Source organism: Nocardia aobensis NBRC 100429 (genome assembly GCF_000308375.1).
GTDB classification, from domain to species: Bacteria; Actinomycetota; Actinomycetes; order Mycobacteriales; family Mycobacteriaceae; genus Nocardia; species Nocardia aobensis.
In genome coordinates this window covers 1-18287 of record NZ_BAFQ01000297.1, presented here as the reverse complement: position 1 = coordinate 18287, position 18287 = coordinate 1, and the positions used below count along the sequence as shown (strand labels likewise).

Here is an 18287-nt window from a genome sequence, read left to right as displayed (position 1 = left end):
CCTATCCACCTGCCCGCACGGTCAGGGCGAATCTGGCTCCGCGGGGTGTCGCGTCCGGTGGACGGTGGGGCATGGCGGAATCCCCACCGCTGGTGTCCGGTAAGTCACCTGAGCCTGCGTGGTCAGGCCGGAACCTGGTCGGCGGCGAGGAAATCGTCGACGAAGCCCAGCGCCCGGTCTTCGAAACCCGCATAGTGGGCCTCGCGAACCGCACCGGTGAGTGCCTCGTCGAGCAGCAGATTCCCCGCGGCATCCAGGCGCTGTCGTTTTTCCTCCGCGCCCGGCAACAGCCCTACCGACGACTGGGTGAGGCCGCAGTAGTAGGCGATTCCGTCGTCGAGTTGCGCGCTCAGCGCATCCTGCATGGGTTGGACGAGCGCGTCGTCGTCCGCCACGCCCGCCAGGCCCAGCCACAGCATCCGCTTGCCTGCGAGCCGCGGTTTGCTTCGGCCGTAGGCGAATCCGTAGTTCCACACGCGATCGATCCAGCCCTTCAGAATCGCCGGGACCTGCATCCAGTACACCGGGAACACCGCGACGATCACATCGGCGGCGAGGATGCGTCGCATATGGTCCGCGACTTCGGGGGAGTGGGCCTTCTCCCGGTGGCCCCATTCCGGGAGGTCGGCGGCGGTCATCCGGGGATCGAAGTTCTCGGCATGCAGGTCCAGCAGGTCGATTCGGTAGCCGGCGGCGGTGAGCCGGCGGGTCGCCAGGTCGGCGATATGGGCGGTCAGCGACTCGGGCCGGGGGTGAGCGACGACGACCAGCGCGGTGCGGGTGGTCGAGGTATCCACGGTCGGGTTGTGCTGCACGGGGGCCTCCTGGATGCGGGGTGTCCGAACGCTCGGTTGTGCGTTCCGGGATCAATTCCACACCGAGGACGATGGACGATCTATGGGTAAAGATCTACATTCGATAGGAGTTCGTCTACGCTCGATCGTGTGGATCCATTGAGCAAACTGCTGGGCGGTATTCGTGCCGAGGGAGCTGTGCTCACCACCGCGGTCCTGGAAGCACCGTGGCGCATCCGATTCGCCGATCAGGCGCCGTTGACCATGGTCACCGTGCTGCGGGGTGGGGGCACACTGCTGCTACCGGACGGTCTCGAACGTCGAATCACGGTGGGGGACACCGCGATCGTGCGCGGCCCGGAAACGTTCATCCTCGTCGACAATGGCGACACCGCCGCCCTGCCGCGCGAGGAATACGAGGTCGCCTGCTTCGCGCCGGACGCGAAATGCGATCCGGAACTGGACGGTGTTCGCTGGGACGACGACCCCGCCGGCGAGACCGCTCTGATCGTCGGCGCCTACCGGGCGTCCGGGCGGCGCCATGAACGGCTGCTGCGAGCGGTACCCCCGGTCCTGGTCGTGCACGACGACGTGGAGGTGTGCGCGTGGATGGAGTCGATGGCCGCGGACGCGGCCCGGCGACCGGCCGGAGCGCAAGCGATGATGGACCGCCTACTCGACTGGGCGTTGGTGTGCACACTGCGCGACTGGTTCGACGGGCTGGAGGCGGACGCGCCCGGTTGGTACCGCGGACCGGCCGATCCGGTCGTGGGCCCGGCGTTGGAGGCCATGCACGGAAGGCCCGCCGCCGGTTGGACGGTCGCGTCCCTGGCTGTCGAGGCCGGGGTCTCGCGGGCGCTGTTCGCACGACGGTTCTCCGAGGTCATGGGACAGTCGCCGCTGGCGTATCTCACCGAATGCCGCATGGATGAGGCGGAGGAACTACTGGCCGACCGGAGTCTCACCGTGGCACAGGTGGCGAAGGCCGTCGGCTATGCGGACGCTTTCGGTTTCAGTGCGGCGTTCAAGCGCCGTCGAGGCATCCGCCCCAGCGATTTCCGCGCCACCGCCGATATCGGAGCGTGAACCGGTCCGGGCGGACCGTATCGCTCACAGCTCGGGACTGCGCCTGTAATCGCCTAGGGCCCAACGAAGTCCGGCGTGGTCGGCGACGATCACGGCGCGTTCGGTGCCGATGGCCCGCAGCGCAACCGGGTCACCGCCACCCCGATTCGTCGCGCGGATCCGCTGGCCTTCTTCTACGGTGAGCAATGAGGGGCCCGGCGGATCCGAGCCGCCGGGCCCCTCGTCTGTGGCGCATGTACGGTTCGGGCCGAAACCATCCCGCGCACACGCCTCGGTCATTCGCCGGTGGATCACCCTGAATTGTTCACGTCCGGTGTGGTCGAACAGCATTCCATGATCGGTCACGACCAGGACCGGTGGCTCGGGTGGACGCTCCCGATATATGTGGCCGACGATGTTGGCATGTTGCTCACGCGCGAAGCCGATGTGTTCGAAAGTTTCCGGGCCCGTCTGGAAGCGATCGCCTATCGCCTGCTGGGCTCAGCCAGTGATGCCGAGGACGCGGTACAGGAGACCTACCTGCGCTGGCAGGCCGCCGACCGTGAGTACGTCCGGACACCCGAGGCGTGGCTGACCAAAGTGCTCACCAACCTCTGCCTCAACCAGCTCACCACGGCCCGCGCCCGCCGGGAAACGTATGTGGGACAGTGGCTTCCGGAGCCGGTGCTGGCCGGCGACTCGATGCTGGGGCCGGCCGACACCGTGGAGCAGCGGGAATCGGTCTCGATCGCCATGCTCACACTCATGGAGCGGCTGACCGCCAAGGAGCGCGTGGTGTACGTGCTGCGCGAGGCATTCGGCTACCCGCACCACGAGATCGCCGAGCTGCTCGACATCACCGAAGCCAACTGCCAGCAGGTCTACCGCCGCGCCAAACAACATCTGTCGGTGGAACGGGCGCGCATCGAGGTCGACGAGGCCGCCGCTCGACGGATCGTGGAGGAATTCCTGGCCGCGGCGGTCAGTGGGCAGACCGAGAAGCTGGTAGCACTGCTCACCGATGATGCCTCGATTGTCGGCGACGGCGGCGGATTCCTCGCGACGCTGAGCCGGCCGCTTCTCGGCGCGCAGCGCATCGCACGGTTCGTGGGTCTGGCGATCAAACCTTCCAACGGCACGTGGAACAAGCTCGGCGGCAAGCCGGAGATGTTCGCGTCGATCGCCAACGGGATGCCCGCGCTGGTGCTGGTCTCCCAAGATCGGGTGGTCGGCATCGTGGTCCTGCAGGTCACCGTCGACGGCATCGCCGCCGTGCACGCCCACGTCAACCCCGACAAGCTGGCATATGCGAACCGGCAGTGGGCCACCCGCGCGCCGGGATCAGCCCTGCCCGACTTGTGGTGATGCACATCACATCTCGTGACTGTCAGTCTTCGTGTTCCTGTCCGGTTCAGGTTTCGAACCCCCATTGAGACAGGAGCACAACCATGAAGCACCGCATCGTCGTCCTCGGAGCCGGGTACGCCGGAGCCATCACCGCCGGCCGCCTGGCCAAGCGACTGCACCGCGACGACATCGAGATCACCCTGGTCAATGCCGATCCCGATTTCGTCGAACGGATCCGCCTGCACCAGCTCGCCGCCGGACAGGATCTGCCGGCCCGTCCGCTGCAAACGATCTTCGCGGGCACCGGAGTTCGGGTGCGGGTCGCGTGGGTGGATTCGGTCGACGCGGACCGCAAGACCGTCGAACTGCTCGGCGAGAACGGCGCCGAGACCCTGGCCTATGACACCCTGGTCTACGCCTTGGGCAGCACCATCGCCGACATGGGCGTGCCCGGGGTCGCCGAGCACACCCACAATGTGGCCGGCAAACAGGCCGCGCTGCGGTTGCGGGAACGCCTGAACGAGTTGGTGGCGGGCGAGACCGTGCTGATCGTGGGCGGCGGCCTGACCAGCATCGAGGTTGCGACCGAGATCGCCGAGGCGCGCCCGGATCTGAAGGTCGCCGTGGCGGCGCGCGGCGGCGTCGGCGACTGGCTCGACGAGAAGGCACATGCCCACCTGCGCGCCAGTTTCGAGCGTTTCGGAATTACCGTGCACGAACACGCCGACGTCACTCGCGTCACCGAAGGCGGCGTCGTCACCCGAACCGGTGCGGAGATTGCGGCTCGAACGATTGTCTGGACAGCAGGTTTCGCCGTGCACCCGATCGCGGCCGCCAGCACGCTCACCGTCTCCGAGTCCGGGCGCATCGTCGTCGACGACACCCTGCGCTCGGTCTCGCATCCCGACGTCTACGCCGTCGGCGATGCCGCGCACGCCGCCGGAGTAGGCGGCAAGACGCTGCGCATGGGCTGCGCCACCGCCTCACCGATGGCGTGGCTGGGCGGCGACGTCATCGCCGCCCGGCTGACCGGAGGAAAGGTCCCGAACGCCCCCATCGGCTACAACAGCCAGTGCATCAGCCTCGGCCGCCGCGACGCCATCGTGCAGAAGGTCACCAAGCAGGATGAGCCGACCTCCAAGGTCGACGTGGGCCGTAAAGCAGCACGCATGAAGGAGCTGATCTGCAGGGGGACCGTGTGGAGCGTCAACCATCCCACCTTGATGATGCCGAGCCGGCGTCGCCACCTGATCACGAACCCCACCGAGACCGGGCGTGGCCGGCCAACCAGCGACCGGACCGCCGCTGCCGAACAACGGTCGACTGCAATCATCTGATCGGCAACGCCGCCGGCGGGGCAACTCGATCAGCGACCAGCCCTTGACATGCAGCAAGTCGAACGTGACGAAGGCCGCCCGGAACCACCGCAGCCATCGCGGCGAACCCACGCCGTTGTGCGATCGCGCCGGCTGCTCGTTTGAACCGGCACGATCTAGGTCCCCGCATACGCCCGGGCGGATGCGGGGACTTACCGAAGCAGTACCCGGCTGACGGCAGGCGAACCGCTGTCCGGGCAGTGAGGTGCATAGCCGAGGCCCGAATCTCCAGTGGGGTAGTCGATCTCGAACACTGTCGGCAACGACGCCGAGGATCCAGCGCCGATGCACGCAGCCCGTGGATAATAGACCGATCTATCAACACGGCGAGTCCACTTCGAGCCCCGCTCAGTTGCATGAATGCAGTAGTCATGCGAGCCTTTTCATCCGTGGGGATCGGACAGCGGCTTCGCTGGCAGACACCGAAAGTAGAGCCGCAATCGAACACGTCCGCGTCGGCGACGGATGCGCCCGTGGCATGGCACGACGTCATCAGTACCCTCGACCGTCTCGCGCCTGAAATCGCGGCAACCTGCCGGGCACGGCAGGTCCCGTCCCGCGAGCGGTCACTGCTGACAGGACGGGGCTGGCTTCTCGACTTCTATCCCGGTGCGCGCTTGCAGTTGCGGATCGATTGGACCGGCGGCTGGGCGTTCATGCACCGCCCGGTCCCTCGGCCCGGCGCCTACCGGGCGCTTCCCGGGCACGGAGCGAAGCGGATCTCGAGAAACGATGCTCGTCTGCATTGGGAGACCCGGGTAGCCGGAGATCCCAGCGTCCGCTCGGCGTTCACAGAACCCGCCCTGCGTGAAAGTTTCCGGAATCAGCTCGCACGTCTGTCGTCGGCCGGAACGCACTGAGTAACTGGCCCGGCGAGACCTCCCACTGAGGATGGACGCTGTGGCCCCGGTCGCCGTGCACCCGTCGCAAAGATGGTGACGAGCGCGGGCTCGGATTCGCCGGGAGGTCCGGGGGTAGGCAGGGGTCATGGGTGTCATCGACGAGGATATGCGCTCGATCGTGGACAGCGCCAAACTGGGGTTCGTCGCCACGGTGTGCGCCGACGGATCACCGAACCTGTCCCCGAAGGGAACCGTGCGGGTCTACGACGACGACCATCTGGTGTTCTTGAACCAGGCCTCGCCGGGCACGGTCGCCAACTTGCGGCGTGATCCCCGGCTGGAGATCAACGTTGTCGACTTCCTCAAACGACGCGGGTACCGGTTCAAGGGAACCGCCGAGTTCCACGGCCCCGGCAGCCCGGTGTTCGAGTGGATTCACGACTGGTTGCTCGCCACCCAGGGACCGGGATATCCCGCGATCGAAGCGGTACTGGTGACCGTCGACCGCGCCCTGCCGGTGGACTCGCCGGCCTACCAGTTCGGGCACGCCACGGAGTCCCAGTTGCGGGCGGCCTGGGCCAAGACGTACGGGGTCGGGTAAATCCTGAGGCCGAGACCGGCGGGCGCCTCATCGGCCGAAAGGAGGCAGACACGATGGCCGGGATTCCGGACCTGATGTACGCGGCCTACGTGGAGGCGCTCGGCCCCGCCGATGCGATCCACTACGGACGGTTGCCCGTCCCGCAGATCGGACCCACCGATGTGCTGGTGGCCGTCGACGCGGTCACGGTCGACCCGGTGGACACGTTCGTGCGGTCCGGGGCGTATGCGACGCCGACTCCTTTCCCGTTCGTCATCGGCCGCGACCTGGTCGGAAACGTCGTGGCGGTCGGCGACGGTGCAGTCGGCTATGCGGTCGGGGACGCGGTGTGGTGCAACAGTCTGGGCCACGGGGGCCGGCAGGGCTCGTTCGCGCAGTACGCGGTTGTCCCGGTCGACCGGCTGTACCACCTGCCCGACGGGGTGGATCCGGTCCAGGCGGTCGGGGTCGCACATCCGGCTGCCACGGCATGGCTGGGACTGTTCCGGCACGCTCGGCTCGGGCTGGGAGACGCCGTCTATATCGGCGGCGGCGCCGGAAACGTCGGCGACGCCGCGGTCCGCCTGGCGCGCGCGGCCGGCGCGCGGGTCATCGCGTCCGCCTCCGGGGGGCGGGCTCGAGCGTGTCCGGGATGCGGGGGCCGCTGTGGTGGTCGACTACCGGGATCCCGGCATGGTCGAGCAGATCCGGGCGGCGGCGCCCGAGGGGTTGGACGTGTATTGGGACACCTCCGGCCACCACGACATCGACGTCGCGGTCGCAGTGCTGGCCCGCGGGGGCCGGCTCCTGCTGACAGCGGCCGGACCCCGGGCGAGGGTGCCGCTCCCCGTCGACCGCGTCTACACCCACGACGTCACCGTGGCTGGGTTCGCGATCAGCAACGCCACCGTCACCGACCTGGCCGCCGCCGCGACCGTGCTCAACCAGAAGCTCGCCGACCGAACCCTTACCGCACGGATCGCCGACACGATGACCCTGGCGCGAGCAGCCGAAGCACACCGCCGTCTCGAAAAGGGCGGCGTCCGCGGGCGACTCATTCTGATGCCATGACGATTCGCGCAGCACGTATCGTGAGCGCATGGCGGGATATTCCGGTGCCCTGTTGGCCCGCAAGCTCGGCATCCGGCCCGGCAGCCGCGTGCTGCTCGCCCACGCCCCGAGCGGATTCGCGCTCGAACCGCTCCCCGAGCAGGTCTACCTCCAGCGGCGCGCCGGGCGCGGGCAGTATGACGTGATCGTCGGCTTCTGTCCCGACTACCGGTCCCTGGAGCGAGGATTCGGCACGTGGCGCGCCCGCCTGACGCAGGCGGGCGGCCTCTGGGTCGCCTGGCCCAAGAAGTCCAGCGGGGTAGCTACCGATCTCAGCGATGCCGTCGTGCGCGAATTCGGCTTGGCCGCAGGACTCGTCGACAACAAGACGTGTGCCATCGATGAGACGTGGTCGGGTCTGCGCTTCGTCGTCCGGCTGGCCGATCGGCACTGAACAAGACGGAGCCGCAACGGGTTCGCACTTTGTGAGAAGCACCCGCCGCACGTGGCGCGGACGTCGCGGCGGGTGCACTCGCGATCCTGAACGAAGGGTTTCGACTCGGTGTCCTGCCCAGCAGCTGTCACCGGCCGCTACTTCGTCCGGAGTGGTGGATCATCCCGCCTAGATGTAGGTGAACTCGTTGGCGGGGGTCTTCTTCGTGTCGGAGATGGTCAACAGGTTCGTGATGGAGACGGCGACGGTCTCGATCCCGAGATGGCGCGGCGCGGTCGCCGTGATCGAGTTGATGCCGACCTTGACGTCGGTGCCGCGCTCGGACCCGAAGTAGACCACACAGGCGGATGCGAACGCGGCGGTCGACGGAACCTCGATCGTCACCGTCGTGCCTCCCGGGCCCTTGTTGGGGGACAGCGACTTGATCTGGGGCACATCGATGTTCACGGTCGGTGCGCCGAGGAGAGTGAGGTAGGTGTTGTTGGCGTGCTGATAGGCGAGCTGGCCCATCCAATCCTTCTCGGTCTTGCCGAGCGCATCGGTCGAGTGGCGCGCGTAGTCGGTGTTCATCGGCGGCTGCTGGGTCGGCTGCACGTACGGTGAGACGCCGCTCTCGGCCAGCTTCTGCGCGAGGTCCTGGATCTGGGACTGGACTGTCCGGCCCTTATCGTCCTTGCATTCGCTCGCGTACGGGCCGGGGGCGGGGAAGAAGGACTGGATGCTGGTCGGGCCCGGGCCCAGGTTCCACCACACGTTCGCGACCACGTCGTATTTGTTCCATATCGCCTGGCCATGGGGGAATTGGGTGTCGAACCATGTGGCGAAGTCCTGGTTTCCGGCGGTCGGGGCGGCGAAGGTATAGGTGTCGAAGGTGACCTTGGGGTTGAACTTCGCGAACTGGGACTGCAGAAACAGCGCCGCTGTCGTGACGAGACAGCCACCGAGGCTGTGGCCGGTGAGGTGCACGGTAGCCGGTTTGCTCGGACCGCAGAGAGTCTGCAGCGCGGACACCAGCGTCCCGGATCCGCCCGGCAGACCGAGGACACATTTCGCCGACATGATCTCGTCGAAGGCGGCCGCGGCGCCCTTCGCGATCACGGGTTTCGAACCGGCAGGCGGCGTGCCGCCCTGGGGGAACGGCACCTGCGTGAAAACCTCGAAATCCTCGGCCAGATCTATCAGCGAGCTGAACACCGTCCCGCGGAAGCAGACCGCCAACTCCGAGGTGTCATTGACGTTCTGGACCACGAACGCCATGTTCGCGCGAAGAGAACTCATCCCCAGCCACACGACTTTCCACGAGTCGAGGCCGGGGGTCTTGGCCATCATCGATCGGATTCCGTCGAGCATTCGCTGCTGTTGCTGTACCGACGTCTCGCCGTCCGGAAGCGGAACGGCGGCGATCGGCGAAAAGGCGCACAGAGTCATCATCGAATCGACGTTCTGGTTCACCGTCGCAGCACTACTCATTCGTGCCACTCTCCCTCGTCGTCTGTGGGAGCACGTGAAGCAACTCCCTCGTGCGGGAAGCCGGCCGCCTCTGCTGTCGAGGCTACGAACGACCATCATTGCTTCGGGACCGGCTTTTTCTACGGAGCGCAATCGCCCGGAACAACCAGACCACTTTCACCACGTCCGCAAGGAGCGCAGGACGTAGAACAGCGTAGCGTCGTGTCGGCCGGTGAGCTAGCGGCATTCGATATCGGTTGTGGTCTTGACGCGGCGACATCGTTGCGCGCACACTACTTCTCTCCAACCGGACTTTTCTCTCCGGATATGGAAGGTCGTGGCAGCGTCGGAAGCATGCGGTGCCCCAGGGGCTCGAGCCGTATGACACAGCGGCAGAGATGAATTGGGTGATTCGGCAGCGCAGGGGATCTCGCGCCGACCACTCGCGGAAAGTAGTGGTGAACGGCCGAAGCGGCACCGGCACGAACATTGTTCCGGCTGAGACACCCGTCGGTGTGCTTCGACCGTTCGTCGCCGAACCGACTGTGTCAGTTCGGCTTCCGCATGTGATCGGCGGGTTGCCGTGCGTGGGTGTTCCGGTAAGTCCGCCGTAGGATGCGAGCGAGAACGTTCATCTGCATGCGCCGCTGAAGGACGCGAGGTCGATCGCGTCGGTCCACGCCAGCGCGGCACCGAGGCGACCGCCGACAACTTGTAAATAGCCGTAACGCTAAGCTGGGCCGCGGTGGGCGGAGGAGGAAAACCTCGGATCGACTGTCCAGCAAGGGAATTCGATCACGATCGGCCCAGGCCGGCATATCGGGTGACAGCTTGCCGCCGCACCGACGACGGTGTGGTCCGGGTTCACGTCGTGCCTCGAGTGTGACGCTGACCGGGTCAGCCCGAATTCGTCTCCCTTGGCCATGTGTTTTCCGGGGGTGCAGGTGAGAGTGACCGATGCGACGTTCTGCATGCCGACGCACACGACCGCGACCGTTCCGATGTCGCCGTCGGGCGATTCGGCGGTGTCGATGACGACCACGCCGCGGGTCTGGAAGAACTCGAAGCCGGTTTCGGCGTTGTCCTGGCCCTTCAAGCCGTGGTCGGACAGCTCGACCTGCATGAACGCTTGCCCGTGAGTCACGAACGACTCTTTGACGATACCGCTCACCGGTAGGTGGAAGCGGTGATAGGCGTTGGTCGGCAGCATGTAATGGGCAAAGGTTCCGCCGGCGAATTTCGCGGCGTATTCGCTGCCGGTGAGCAGCGGTTCGATATTTCCGTACTTGTGCGTGCCTTTGATCGTCGTCGCCGGAATGTTCGAGGCGTCGTCGATGCCGTAACGGTGCTGGAACTGCTGGGGGCGTTCGGCTTGCCGTCGATCATGGAATCGCCCACGTGATATTCCGGAGCATTGTCGACGAACGATTTCAGCACGTCCGGCCCGAAGGATTCGGGAGTGTCGAGAAAGCTGCCCCAGTCGCGGGCGAAGTCGGTGACCCATTCCCGGAATGTGTCCGAGCCTTACGCCACGGATGTGTCATGGTCGTCCGTCTTCTGGTCGATGATCCAGAAGAAGTGGGAAAGCCGGTCGCTGACCTCCTGGGTGTACCGGTGCTGTGGTGCTTGTGCGCGCCATGCGGGCGAGTCGGTCTCCCGCGGTACCCAGCGAGCGAAATCATCGATGTAGTCGATATATTCCGCGACCGACTGCGGCCACGGTAACGCCGCCAGCAGTTCGTCCTTCAGCCCTTGCTCGGCGACCTGACGCGCCTGCACCAATGATCGCTCCAGGCCGTCGGCCAAGTCCGGATCCTCGTCGAGAAGGTCTCTGAGCCGCTGCCCGATCGCCATATCACTCACGTCGAACTCCTTCCGCTCACCGCCCCACCGTCCGATTACCCCCGTAGCCTCGTCTACACCGTGCCTGTGGTGCCTCGGTGCTGCACCTTCGCAGAGCTACGGCACGTCGTGGTGTTCGCCGGCGGTCAGTGGGCGGGCATACATGTGGCCGTCGCGGATGCCGAATTCGATGCGGCAGGGAAAGCTCGGGACTTCGGCGTCGGCGCGGTGATGATGAGTGACGAGCATGGCCATCGCCCAGTCGCGCAGCGGCACGGGCAGGGTGAGCGTGGTTCCGTCGCGTAGTCGTAGGTGGGGTTCGCCGCGGCCGAGGGGGTCGGCGAGGGCGATGCCGGCGATGTCGAGGATCAGGCCGGTGTCGGTCGCGGAGGCGACCACGGGTGGGTCGAGCGCGAGAACCATATCGGCAACTTAGCCGCCGATTCCGTCGCGAGCACGGTGTGCGGGCTCGTGTCGGCTGCGGGTTTTCCCGGCAGGTCTACCAGCTGTGACCAGCATCGTTGCCGACGCGCGAATGTGCGTGCACTATCGAAATCGGCCGATCAAGGATGCTCGTGCAGGACCGAGCGGGCCCGGCCGCCGAATGCGTGAAATCCCTTGGCGACTCGTCACTCTCACATCGTGAACGGTGAGCCCTGCTCCCGGTCACGGCTGGTGTTCCGCGCCGGCCTCGGCAGACCTTGGCGGTGGTAGCAGCGAACGGAATCGTCGCGGAGAGGAGCGAATGCGATGACAGACACCCTGACCGATATTCCCACCGCACCCCTTCGGCTCGCACGGCCCGTCCCGGTCGCGCGGGCGACCTCGGCCCGCCCGGTCCCGGTGACCGGGGCCGCGAGCGAGTGGCATGAGGCGAAGACGGTGCTCGTCACCCGCGTCGCCGGCCCGCAGCAGTTGGTGACCGTCCCGCGGCTGGTCGTTCCTATCGGGTTCGGCCAGTTGGCGTTTCGTATCTCGTCGCGGACGCCGGAAGCCGGCGATCTGGTGCGCGACGGCCGGGTGCTGGTCCAGGCCGGTGATTGGCGCGGTCATCCGGCGCTGGGATCCCACCAGCGCCAGGGACACGCGCAGGTGGTGACCGCGGGCACGCTGGTGTCGTTCGTTCAGGCCGAGATCGAGGCCAAGTATCGGTGGCGAATTCCGCTGGCGAAGTTCGGCCACCGGCTGGCGCGGGGAAATGCCCCCTACGGCGACGTCGTCGTTCTCGTCACGGTGCAGGAGTCTCCGTCCCGGATGCTGCCACCGTCGCCCTGACCGACGCCAGACTCGTGTCGCCGAACGAAGCGATGCCGCCGGGGTGGCGATCGGCCCGGCGGCATCGCAACGACTTTCGCGCAGCCCGTCATGCCGTCGGCCTACGCGCGGGCCGGCGCCGGGCAGGACGTCGGCCGCACTTCTCTGTTACCCGCTCCGCTATCGTCAGCAAACCTTCAGCGCTCGGATTCGAATCACAATCGCCGGTTGGGCGGAAGTATTCGATCGACGTTTCCCTCCACGTCACCGAGGGTGCACCGAGTCGACGAACGGCATGCCGCCACTGCGCGCGGCGGGTTTGCTGCCGCGGGTCGCTGAGAAGTCGGGAACGATCGGGACATCACCGAGGTGAGGAGTTCGCCGCCTGCTCCTGGATGCGGGGGAAGGGTTGTTCGGCTTCGAGGAGGTAGGCCAGTTCGATCAGTGTGCGCTCGTCGCCGTATGCGGCCGACAGTTGCACGCCGACCGGCAGGCCGTCGGGGGTGCGGCCCATGGGGAGCGAGACGGCCGGGGTGCCCGCGATGTTGTTCACCGGCGTATAGCTGACGTAGCGGGTGAGCCGGTCGATGAGTTCGGGGAAGGGGACCGTCGGTGCGATGTGGCCCAGCGGCGGCGTCGTGTGCGAGAGTACCGGCGACACAACGACTTCCAGGTGGGTGAACATTCGCGCGTAGGTGGCCGGGATGCGTCGCAGCCGGCGCAGTGCCGCCGGTGTGCGGTGCAGGTTGCGACGGTGATGGGCGCGTAGTCCGCGCGTGAGTCCGTCGGTGGCGGCGGCGTCGAACGAGCGATCCAGGATGAGCTTGCCCGTGCTCACCGCGAGGTCGGCCAGCAGCGCCCAGTATTGGACGAAATCGGCGGCGAACTCCTCGGTGACCGGGAGCGCGATCGGTTCGACGACGTGCCCGGCCTTTTCCAGCAGCGTGGCGGTGTGCTCGACCGCGGCCCGGGTGGGTGCGTCGACCTCGGCGCCGGTGACGCTGTGCATGACCAGACCGACTCGCAGCCGTCGTCGCGCCGGGCCTCGGACTTCGCCGATGGGGGCGAGTTTCGGGTTGCGCCAGACATTCTCGGCCGCGGCGACGAATGCCGCGGTGTCACGTACGGTACGGGTGAGCACGCCTTCGGAGATCATGCGGATCGGCAGGCTCCGCACCTGTTCGCCGTCGATGTGGCGGCCGCGGCTCGGCTTGAGTCCGACGAGTCCGCCGCATGCGGCGGGGATGCGGATGGATCCGCCGCCGTCGTTGGCGTGCGCGATCGGGACCACGCCCGCCGCGACGAGTGCGGCCGACCCGCCGGACGAGGCGCCGACCGAGCGGTCCAGATCCCACGGATTGCGTACGGGCGGTTCGGTCATGAATTCGGTGGTGGCGTTGAAGCCGAACTCCGGCAATCGCGATTTACCGAGCAGCGTCAGCCCGGTGCCGAGCAACTGGTCGGTGTAGGCGCCGTTCTTCGCGGCGGGCCGCGCCCGGAACGCCTCGCTGCCGTGGTTGGTCGGCAGGCCCGCGACGTCGGAATTGTCCTTCACGAATGTCGGCACGCCGTAGAGGTCGGCATCGGAGCGCGAGTGGTAGCGCGGAGCGTCGTAGATCGCGCAGGCGACGGCGTCGAGTTGCGGGTCGACCGCGCGCGCCCGCTCGATGGCGGCGGCGGCGAGTTCCTGCGGGCTGACCGAGCCGTCGCGGACCAGTCCGGCGAGGGCGACCGCGTCGTGCTCGCCGAGCGCATCGTCGCGGAATGCGTGAAGGGACGTCATGGCGGCTGAGTCTAGAAGAATTTACAGACTCTGCCCAGAGGGAAACTGTAAGGAGTTACAGAGATGGCCTAGGGTGGGCCGCGTGACTCCGCGCCGCCACCGCCCCAGCGCTCAGGCTCGCCGCGAAGCCCTGCTCGCGGCCGCTGTCGAGGTCACCGCGGCCGTGGGTGTGGCCGGAGTGACCCACCGCGCGGTCACCGAAAGAGCCGGCCTGCCGCTCACCACCGTCGGCTACTTCTTCGACTCGATCGACGCGCTGACCGAGGAAGCGCTGCGCGTCTACACCGACGCCGACGCCGATACCCAGGTCGCGCTCGCCGAGGCGCTGGCCGAGGCGCACAGCACACCCGACGAGATCGCCGCCGCGCTGTCGTCGGCCGCGACCCCGCGCTCGCCGGAGACACCGGCGTTGTTCGAGGCCTATCTGCACGCCGCGCGGCACCCGGAGTTCCGCGACGCCGCCGCGCGGGCACTGGATGCCGCACGCCGTGCCGCCGCCGCGGGCGTTCGCGCGGCCGGATCGCCGGAACCCGACACGGCCGCACCGGCATTCACCGCCCTGGCGCACGGGTTGGCGCTGCACGAAATGGCCGTCCCGGGCACGCTGCCGCCGGATTCGGTGCATGCGGCGTTCCGTGCGCTGTTTCTGGGGTTCCTGCTCGACAACGGACATGTCGAGCTGGCTCTGCGACTGCGGCGACAAGGGTCGGTGGACGTCGATCCGGCCGAGGATGATGGGCGATCTGCCGAACCCGATGCCTGACAAAGGTTTTCGCTCACGCGTGCGGGGGATGCCGATTTCGCTCGACGCCGAACGGCGCCAGGTGCTTACCTGACGGCGTTCGAGTTGGTGGGCCGACGTCCGACATGCGCCTCTCGGCGAGTGGTCGCTCGAAGCGGCGAATGGGGCGCGGCCGCCCGCCTTGTTGGCATCTTCAGGCACGGAATCGGCTCCGCTGTCATCTACGAAGCGTGACCACGGCGAACTTCTTCCGAGCGTAGGCCCCGCCCCTATACACCTATTGACGTCGCGGAATGCCGCCCCTAGCATTCCTACGCAAGCGTAGAAAACACTCTACGCAACCGTAGAAAAGGAGCTGTGATGGCGACGCTGCGTGAATGGCTGTTTCTGCCCGAGGTGGAGCCGCCGGAGGATTACGGCTTCTTCGGACCCGACTCCGTCGCATGGAAGGTGTGGAGTTATCCGACGAGTTTGTCGCTCGGCTTCCAGCGAGCCGTGGTGATCGAAGAGCTCGATCCGGCGCTGATCGCGGCGGTGGACAAGACCAGTGCCATCTACAGTCGGCCGCGAACTCGCTACGACCGGACACTGCGGTATTTCGCGATGGTCTTGTTCGGTGACAGCCGGTCGACGGCGAAGGCGGCCGACGTGCTCGTCAAGGTGCATTCCAAGGCGGTGGGTATCGATCCGGTGACGGGCGGCATCTACGACGCCAACGATCCGCAGTCGCAGTTGTGGATTCATCTGACCGCGTGGCATTCGATATTGATCACCTACGAGAAGTACGGTCCCGGGCGGCTGTCGGAGGCCGAGGAGAATCAGTTCTGGGAGGAGTGCGCTCGCGCTGCCGAGTTGCAGACGTGCGACCCCGCCGATGTACCGAGGACCCGGGAGGGCGTCCGGGAATATTTCGAACGAATTCGGCCGGAGTTGATCGGTTCCGACATCGCGCGAAAGGCCATGCGGCACCTGCTGCGAGCGGATGTGATGCTGCCGCCGATGCCGTTCGTGGTCAGGCCGTTCTTCACGATCGTGGCAGCGTTCCTGCGGCGCGCGACGCTGGCCACGATGCCGCGGTGGATGCGGGAGATGGCCGGCTTGCCGACCAACCGGGGGCTGGATCTGCTGATCGTTCCGCCGATCAGCGCGATAGTCACCCTGATCAGCATGAATGTGTGGCTCCAGATCGTGCTCCTGCGTTTCTTGTCTCCCATGACGGTCGATATCGCGGCGCCGGTGTTGATGAAGATCGCGCCGGTGGCTCCCGTGACGACGACGCCGCGAGAGGCGCAGAAGCGGTACGGGTATGCGATTCCCGCTGCGGCGCATCATGAGCTGCGTGAAAAGCAGCGCAACCGGGTGTTGAACAAAGGGCTGGCACCCGGTGACGAGGGGCTCATCGAATCCGAACCCATCCTCGGTCGGATGGCCTGAGAGCGGGGAGTAAGCGTGTTGACAGAATTTCTCGATCGGCAGCTGAGTTTCCGCCAGATGCTGTATCTCGCGATCATGGCAGCTGTCGTGGTCGGCATTCCGTACTTCGGCATCGGCCTGATCTGGCTGTGGACTCACCACGATCATCTGGGTGAGCTGCACGGGTTCGACAAACTCTTTTCCGTCATCGGAGAAATAATCGCGTGGCCGCCGCTGGTGATTTCCGACATCACCCTGAAGTGACCGGAGGAAACGGCTCGGGACATGAAGGGCCCGGTGGCACCTTGTGCCGCCGGGCGTTCGAGTGTTGCGTGGTCGTCAGGGTTGCAGGGCGGGGGAGTCGAGTTTGCCGATCAGCCAACGGTTTCCGCTCTTCTGCAGGGTCAGTGTGAGGGCGAGCTGACCGTGGCGGGGTTGGCCCTGGGTGCCGACGCTCGTGATCGATTGGTCGATGATGAGGATCGCCTCGGCGGTGGTGTCGGTGTTGGATCCGATCGCACAGTGGACGGTTCCCGCTGTCGCGACCACGTGGCCCTGGGTGAGGACGTCGCGAAGATCTTTGCTGGTGGCGTCGAATTCCTTTTTCCAGTCACCGGTGGCGTGGTCGAGCACCGCGGCGAAGTACGCATCGATCGTCGTGGAATCGTAGGTGGCCAGGATGGGGCCGAAAGCGCACGCGGCCTGGTGTGCTTGCTCGCGGGCCTCGGCATGGGCATCGGCCTGCTCGTATTTCGTGCCGAACACCACCGCACAGGCCGCGGCCGCGACGGCGCACGTCGCCGCGAGGGCGGATGCGCTGCGGCGCAACCACTTTCCGCGCTGCCGGGGTGTGGTGGAATCACCGTCCGCGGGTTCGGTGACGGGTTCGGCGGGAGTCGTCGTCCGCTCGGAGTCCGAGGTCATCGTGGTTCCTTCGTGTGATGGGTTTCTGCTCACTTCGGCAGCAGGGGCGGGGTCTGTGCGTCGGGGTCGGCGCCCGGCGGCGCCGCGGTGGCACCGGCATCCGGGCGCGGGGCGTTGGCGCTGCCGCGGATCTGCATGCCCGGATCGGTGGTGACGCAGTAGTTGTAGAGGCGGGCCCTGCCGTCGCTGAGCCGCACCGGAGACACGGGGATGCTGTCGTACTCACACGTGGGACGAGGCCAGATGTCCATCAGGGTGTGAAAGGCGTTGTCGTGCACGGGAACACCCATGGCACCCGTGCCGGCCCTCAGCTCCGGGAACAGCGCTCGCAGGGCGGGGGTGCGCAGCCGGGCGGCGCGGGTGATGGCGAGGAAGTTGGTGACCAGGTTGGTGACGGGGTCGGTGGTTTCGGCGACCACCCCGCCCAGGGTCGCGAGCCGGCCGGGCCCGGTGTCGAGCAGTCGCTTCAGTTCGTCGTCGGCGTCGCTGAATTGCCTGAACAGTTCGCTGGAACCCGCTACGAGTGTGGCCAGATCCGGTTGCGCGTGCGAGGTGGTCTCGGCGATCACCTCGAGATGTTCGATCAGGCTGCGGGTCTGGGGCAGCAGGTCGGTCAGGCCGGCCATGGCGTGACTGAGACCGCTGATCACCGTGCGGAGCCGGTCGGGGCCGCCGGCGAGGGCTTTGTCGAGTTCGGCGATGATGCCATCGAGGCGCCGCGGATTCAGCCCCGAGACGAATGCGCTTGTGTTGCTGAGGAATTCGTTGATCGTGACCGGTGTCGAGGTGGCGGCGACGTCGACGACCGCGCCGTCGCGCAGGTAGGGCGCGCCGTCGGAAACGGGCCGGAAGTCGAGGTACTGCTCTCCCGCCGCCGACAGTCGTGCCACCGCCACCGTACCGCCGGCGGGAATGCGGACCGAGGAATCGATGGCGGCGAGGGCGACGACGCCGGCTCCGGCCGGTTCGACGGCGTGGACGGTGCCGACCCGTACCCCGCGGAAGGTGACGTCGTTGCGGGGCAACAGACCTCCGGACTCGGCCAGCTGCACCCGCACGGTGTAGACCTGACGCAGCGGGTTGGCGCCGACCACGCCCACGGTGAGATATCCGGTGCCGGCCATCAGCAGCACGATCAGCCCGGCGGTGGAGAAGGCCACGACGTGGCGGCGGGCCCACTCACCGAGGCGCACGAGAATCCAGGCGCCCAGGTCGAGCAGTTCGTCGAGGTCGCCGACCGCGCGGATCGCGGCGTTCGTGACCCGCGTACGCACCGAGGGCTTCATCGATGGCCTCCCTGTAGCCGGCCGAGCACGCGTTGCAGAACCTGAGCGAGACTGCCGGCGAACGCGCTCAGATCGGATCCGTCGGG

19 protein-coding genes and 1 pseudogene are annotated in these 18287 nt (G+C 67.0%); 12 read left to right on the top strand and 8 right to left on the bottom strand.

All coding sequences use genetic code 11. The features are described from left to right. Positions 1–122 precede the first annotated feature (122 nt). Positions 123–815, bottom strand: a complete 693-nt coding sequence (locus tag RJ03_RS33755; protein ID WP_036511018.1) for an NAD(P)H oxidoreductase — start codon at positions 813–815, stop codon at positions 123–125. Positions 816–944: 129 nt separating this feature from the next. On the opposite strand from RJ03_RS33755, the gene RJ03_RS33750 reads away from it, so the two are divergent. From RJ03_RS33750 to RJ03_RS33720, 7 genes and pseudogenes are all read left to right on the top strand, one after another. Beyond that, complete coding sequence (locus RJ03_RS33750; protein WP_036511014.1) at positions 945–1880, top strand: AraC family transcriptional regulator; 936 nt, start codon at positions 945–947, stop codon at positions 1878–1880. 402 nt (positions 1881–2282) lie between these two features. Continuing rightward, complete coding sequence (gene sigJ, locus RJ03_RS33745; RefSeq protein ID WP_036511268.1) at positions 2283–3224, top strand: RNA polymerase sigma factor SigJ; 942 nt, start codon at positions 2283–2285, stop codon at positions 3222–3224. An 83-nt stretch (positions 3225–3307) separates the two neighbouring features. Further along, on the top strand, positions 3308–4543 hold the full coding sequence (locus RJ03_RS33740; RefSeq protein WP_083871550.1) for an NAD(P)/FAD-dependent oxidoreductase: 1236 nt from the start codon (positions 3308–3310) through the stop codon (positions 4541–4543). Between the two features lie 1026 nt (positions 4544–5569). Continuing rightward, positions 5570–6025: a pyridoxamine 5'-phosphate oxidase family protein gene (locus RJ03_RS33730; protein ID WP_036511006.1), complete on the top strand. Its 456-nt coding sequence runs from the start codon at positions 5570–5572 to the stop codon at positions 6023–6025. Positions 6026–6078: 53 nt separating this feature from the next. Continuing rightward, a pseudogene (locus RJ03_RS38920) lies at positions 6079–6384 on the top strand (alcohol dehydrogenase catalytic domain-containing protein); the annotation flags it as partial. A 286-nt stretch (positions 6385–6670) separates the two neighbouring features. Next, a complete protein-coding gene (locus tag RJ03_RS38770; protein WP_245552473.1) occupies positions 6671–7075 on the top strand; it encodes a zinc-binding dehydrogenase in 405 nt (134 codons plus the stop codon). A gap of 28 nt (positions 7076–7103) precedes the next feature. Beyond that, positions 7104–7508, top strand: coding sequence for a DUF3052 family protein (locus tag RJ03_RS33720; RefSeq protein ID WP_036511002.1), 405 nt, complete (start codon positions 7104–7106; stop codon positions 7506–7508). 168 nt (positions 7509–7676) lie between these two features. Here the strand turns inward: RJ03_RS33720 and RJ03_RS33715 are convergent, their stop codons facing one another. Next, entirely contained in the window at positions 7677–8978 is a 1302-nt protein-coding gene (locus RJ03_RS33715) for a lipase family protein (RefSeq protein WP_157163595.1), read from the bottom strand. 709 nt (positions 8979–9687) lie between these two features. After that, a complete protein-coding gene (locus tag RJ03_RS36630) occupies positions 9688–10224 on the bottom strand; it encodes a phosphatidylserine decarboxylase (protein ID WP_245552479.1) in 537 nt (178 codons plus the stop codon). On the opposite strand from RJ03_RS36630, the gene RJ03_RS38765 reads away from it, so the two are divergent. Further along, complete coding sequence (locus RJ03_RS38765) at positions 10171–10359, top strand: hypothetical protein (protein WP_051025634.1); 189 nt, start codon at positions 10171–10173, stop codon at positions 10357–10359. The genes RJ03_RS36630 and RJ03_RS38765 overlap by 54 nt on opposite strands. Positions 10360–10481: 122 nt before the next feature. Here the strand turns inward: RJ03_RS38765 and RJ03_RS35485 are convergent, their stop codons facing one another. After that, on the bottom strand, positions 10482–10820 hold the full coding sequence (locus RJ03_RS35485; RefSeq protein ID WP_157163594.1) for a hypothetical protein: 339 nt from the start codon (positions 10818–10820) through the stop codon (positions 10482–10484). A gap of 96 nt (positions 10821–10916) precedes the next feature. Beyond that, entirely contained in the window at positions 10917–11222 is a 306-nt protein-coding gene (locus tag RJ03_RS33705; RefSeq protein ID WP_036510996.1) for a hypothetical protein, read from the bottom strand. A 327-nt stretch (positions 11223–11549) separates the two neighbouring features. On the opposite strand from RJ03_RS33705, the gene RJ03_RS33700 reads away from it, so the two are divergent. Beyond that, a complete protein-coding gene (locus RJ03_RS33700) occupies positions 11550–12074 on the top strand; it encodes a hypothetical protein (protein ID WP_051025632.1) in 525 nt (174 codons plus the stop codon). Positions 12075–12414: 340 nt separating this feature from the next. On the opposite strand, the gene RJ03_RS33695 is transcribed toward RJ03_RS33700, so the two are convergent. Beyond that, a complete protein-coding gene (locus tag RJ03_RS33695; protein ID WP_036510994.1) occupies positions 12415–13836 on the bottom strand; it encodes an amidase in 1422 nt (473 codons plus the stop codon). 82 nt (positions 13837–13918) lie between these two features. On the opposite strand from RJ03_RS33695, the gene RJ03_RS35480 reads away from it, so the two are divergent. The 3 genes from RJ03_RS35480 (at position 13919) to RJ03_RS33680 (ending at position 16255) form a co-directional block, all read left to right on the top strand. After that, complete coding sequence (locus tag RJ03_RS35480) at positions 13919–14599, top strand: TetR/AcrR family transcriptional regulator (protein WP_167332044.1); 681 nt, start codon at positions 13919–13921, stop codon at positions 14597–14599. A gap of 339 nt (positions 14600–14938) precedes the next feature. After that, positions 14939–16012 (top strand): oxygenase MpaB family protein, encoded by a 1074-nt coding sequence (locus RJ03_RS33685; protein ID WP_036510991.1) that lies wholly within the window; start codon positions 14939–14941, stop codon positions 16010–16012. Between the two features lie 15 nt (positions 16013–16027). Continuing rightward, the gene (locus RJ03_RS33680; protein ID WP_036510989.1) at positions 16028–16255 is read left to right on the top strand and encodes a hypothetical protein; all 228 of its coding nucleotides are present in this window, start codon (positions 16028–16030) and stop codon (positions 16253–16255) included. 75 nt (positions 16256–16330) lie between these two features. On the opposite strand, the gene RJ03_RS33675 is transcribed toward RJ03_RS33680, so the two are convergent. Together RJ03_RS33675 and RJ03_RS33670 are read right to left on the bottom strand one after the other, a co-directional pair. After that, a complete protein-coding gene (locus RJ03_RS33675) occupies positions 16331–16915 on the bottom strand; it encodes an Rv1363c family protein (protein ID WP_036510987.1) in 585 nt (194 codons plus the stop codon). Between the two features lie 29 nt (positions 16916–16944). Continuing rightward, positions 16945–18201 (bottom strand): MCE family protein, encoded by a 1257-nt coding sequence (locus RJ03_RS33670; protein WP_083871546.1) that lies wholly within the window; start codon positions 18199–18201, stop codon positions 16945–16947. Positions 18202–18287 lie beyond the last annotated feature (86 nt).

What these genes read in the sequence shown, in the direction of transcription:
- RJ03_RS33685 (WP_036510991.1), top strand. Translation starts at nt 14,939, where the DNA reads ATGGCGACGCTGCGTGAATGGCTGTTTCTGCCCGAGGTGGAGCCGCCG.
- RJ03_RS33675 (WP_036510987.1), bottom strand. Translation starts at nt 16,915, where the DNA reads ATGACCTCGGACTCCGAGCGGACGACGACTCCCGCCGAACCCGTCACC.
- RJ03_RS33705 (WP_036510996.1), bottom strand. Translation starts at nt 11,222, where the DNA reads ATGGTTCTCGCGCTCGACCCACCCGTGGTCGCCTCCGCGACCGACACC.
- RJ03_RS33730 (WP_036511006.1), top strand. Translation starts at nt 5,570, where the DNA reads ATGGGTGTCATCGACGAGGATATGCGCTCGATCGTGGACAGCGCCAAA.
- RJ03_RS33740 (WP_083871550.1), top strand. Translation starts at nt 3,308, where the DNA reads ATGAAGCACCGCATCGTCGTCCTCGGAGCCGGGTACGCCGGAGCCATC.
- RJ03_RS33720 (WP_036511002.1), top strand. Translation starts at nt 7,104, where the DNA reads ATGGCGGGATATTCCGGTGCCCTGTTGGCCCGCAAGCTCGGCATCCGG.
- RJ03_RS33670 (WP_083871546.1), bottom strand. Translation starts at nt 18,201, where the DNA reads ATGAAGCCCTCGGTGCGTACGCGGGTCACGAACGCCGCGATCCGCGCG.
- RJ03_RS33715 (WP_157163595.1), bottom strand. Translation starts at nt 8,978, where the DNA reads ATGAGTAGTGCTGCGACGGTGAACCAGAACGTCGATTCGATGATGACT.
- RJ03_RS33695 (WP_036510994.1), bottom strand. Translation starts at nt 13,836, where the DNA reads ATGACGTCCCTTCACGCATTCCGCGACGATGCGCTCGGCGAGCACGAC.
- RJ03_RS38765 (WP_051025634.1), top strand. Translation starts at nt 10,171, where the DNA reads ATGGGCAAAGGTTCCGCCGGCGAATTTCGCGGCGTATTCGCTGCCGGT.
- sigJ (WP_036511268.1), top strand. Translation starts at nt 2,283, where the DNA reads ATGTTGCTCACGCGCGAAGCCGATGTGTTCGAAAGTTTCCGGGCCCGT.
- RJ03_RS33700 (WP_051025632.1), top strand. Translation starts at nt 11,550, where the DNA reads ATGACAGACACCCTGACCGATATTCCCACCGCACCCCTTCGGCTCGCA.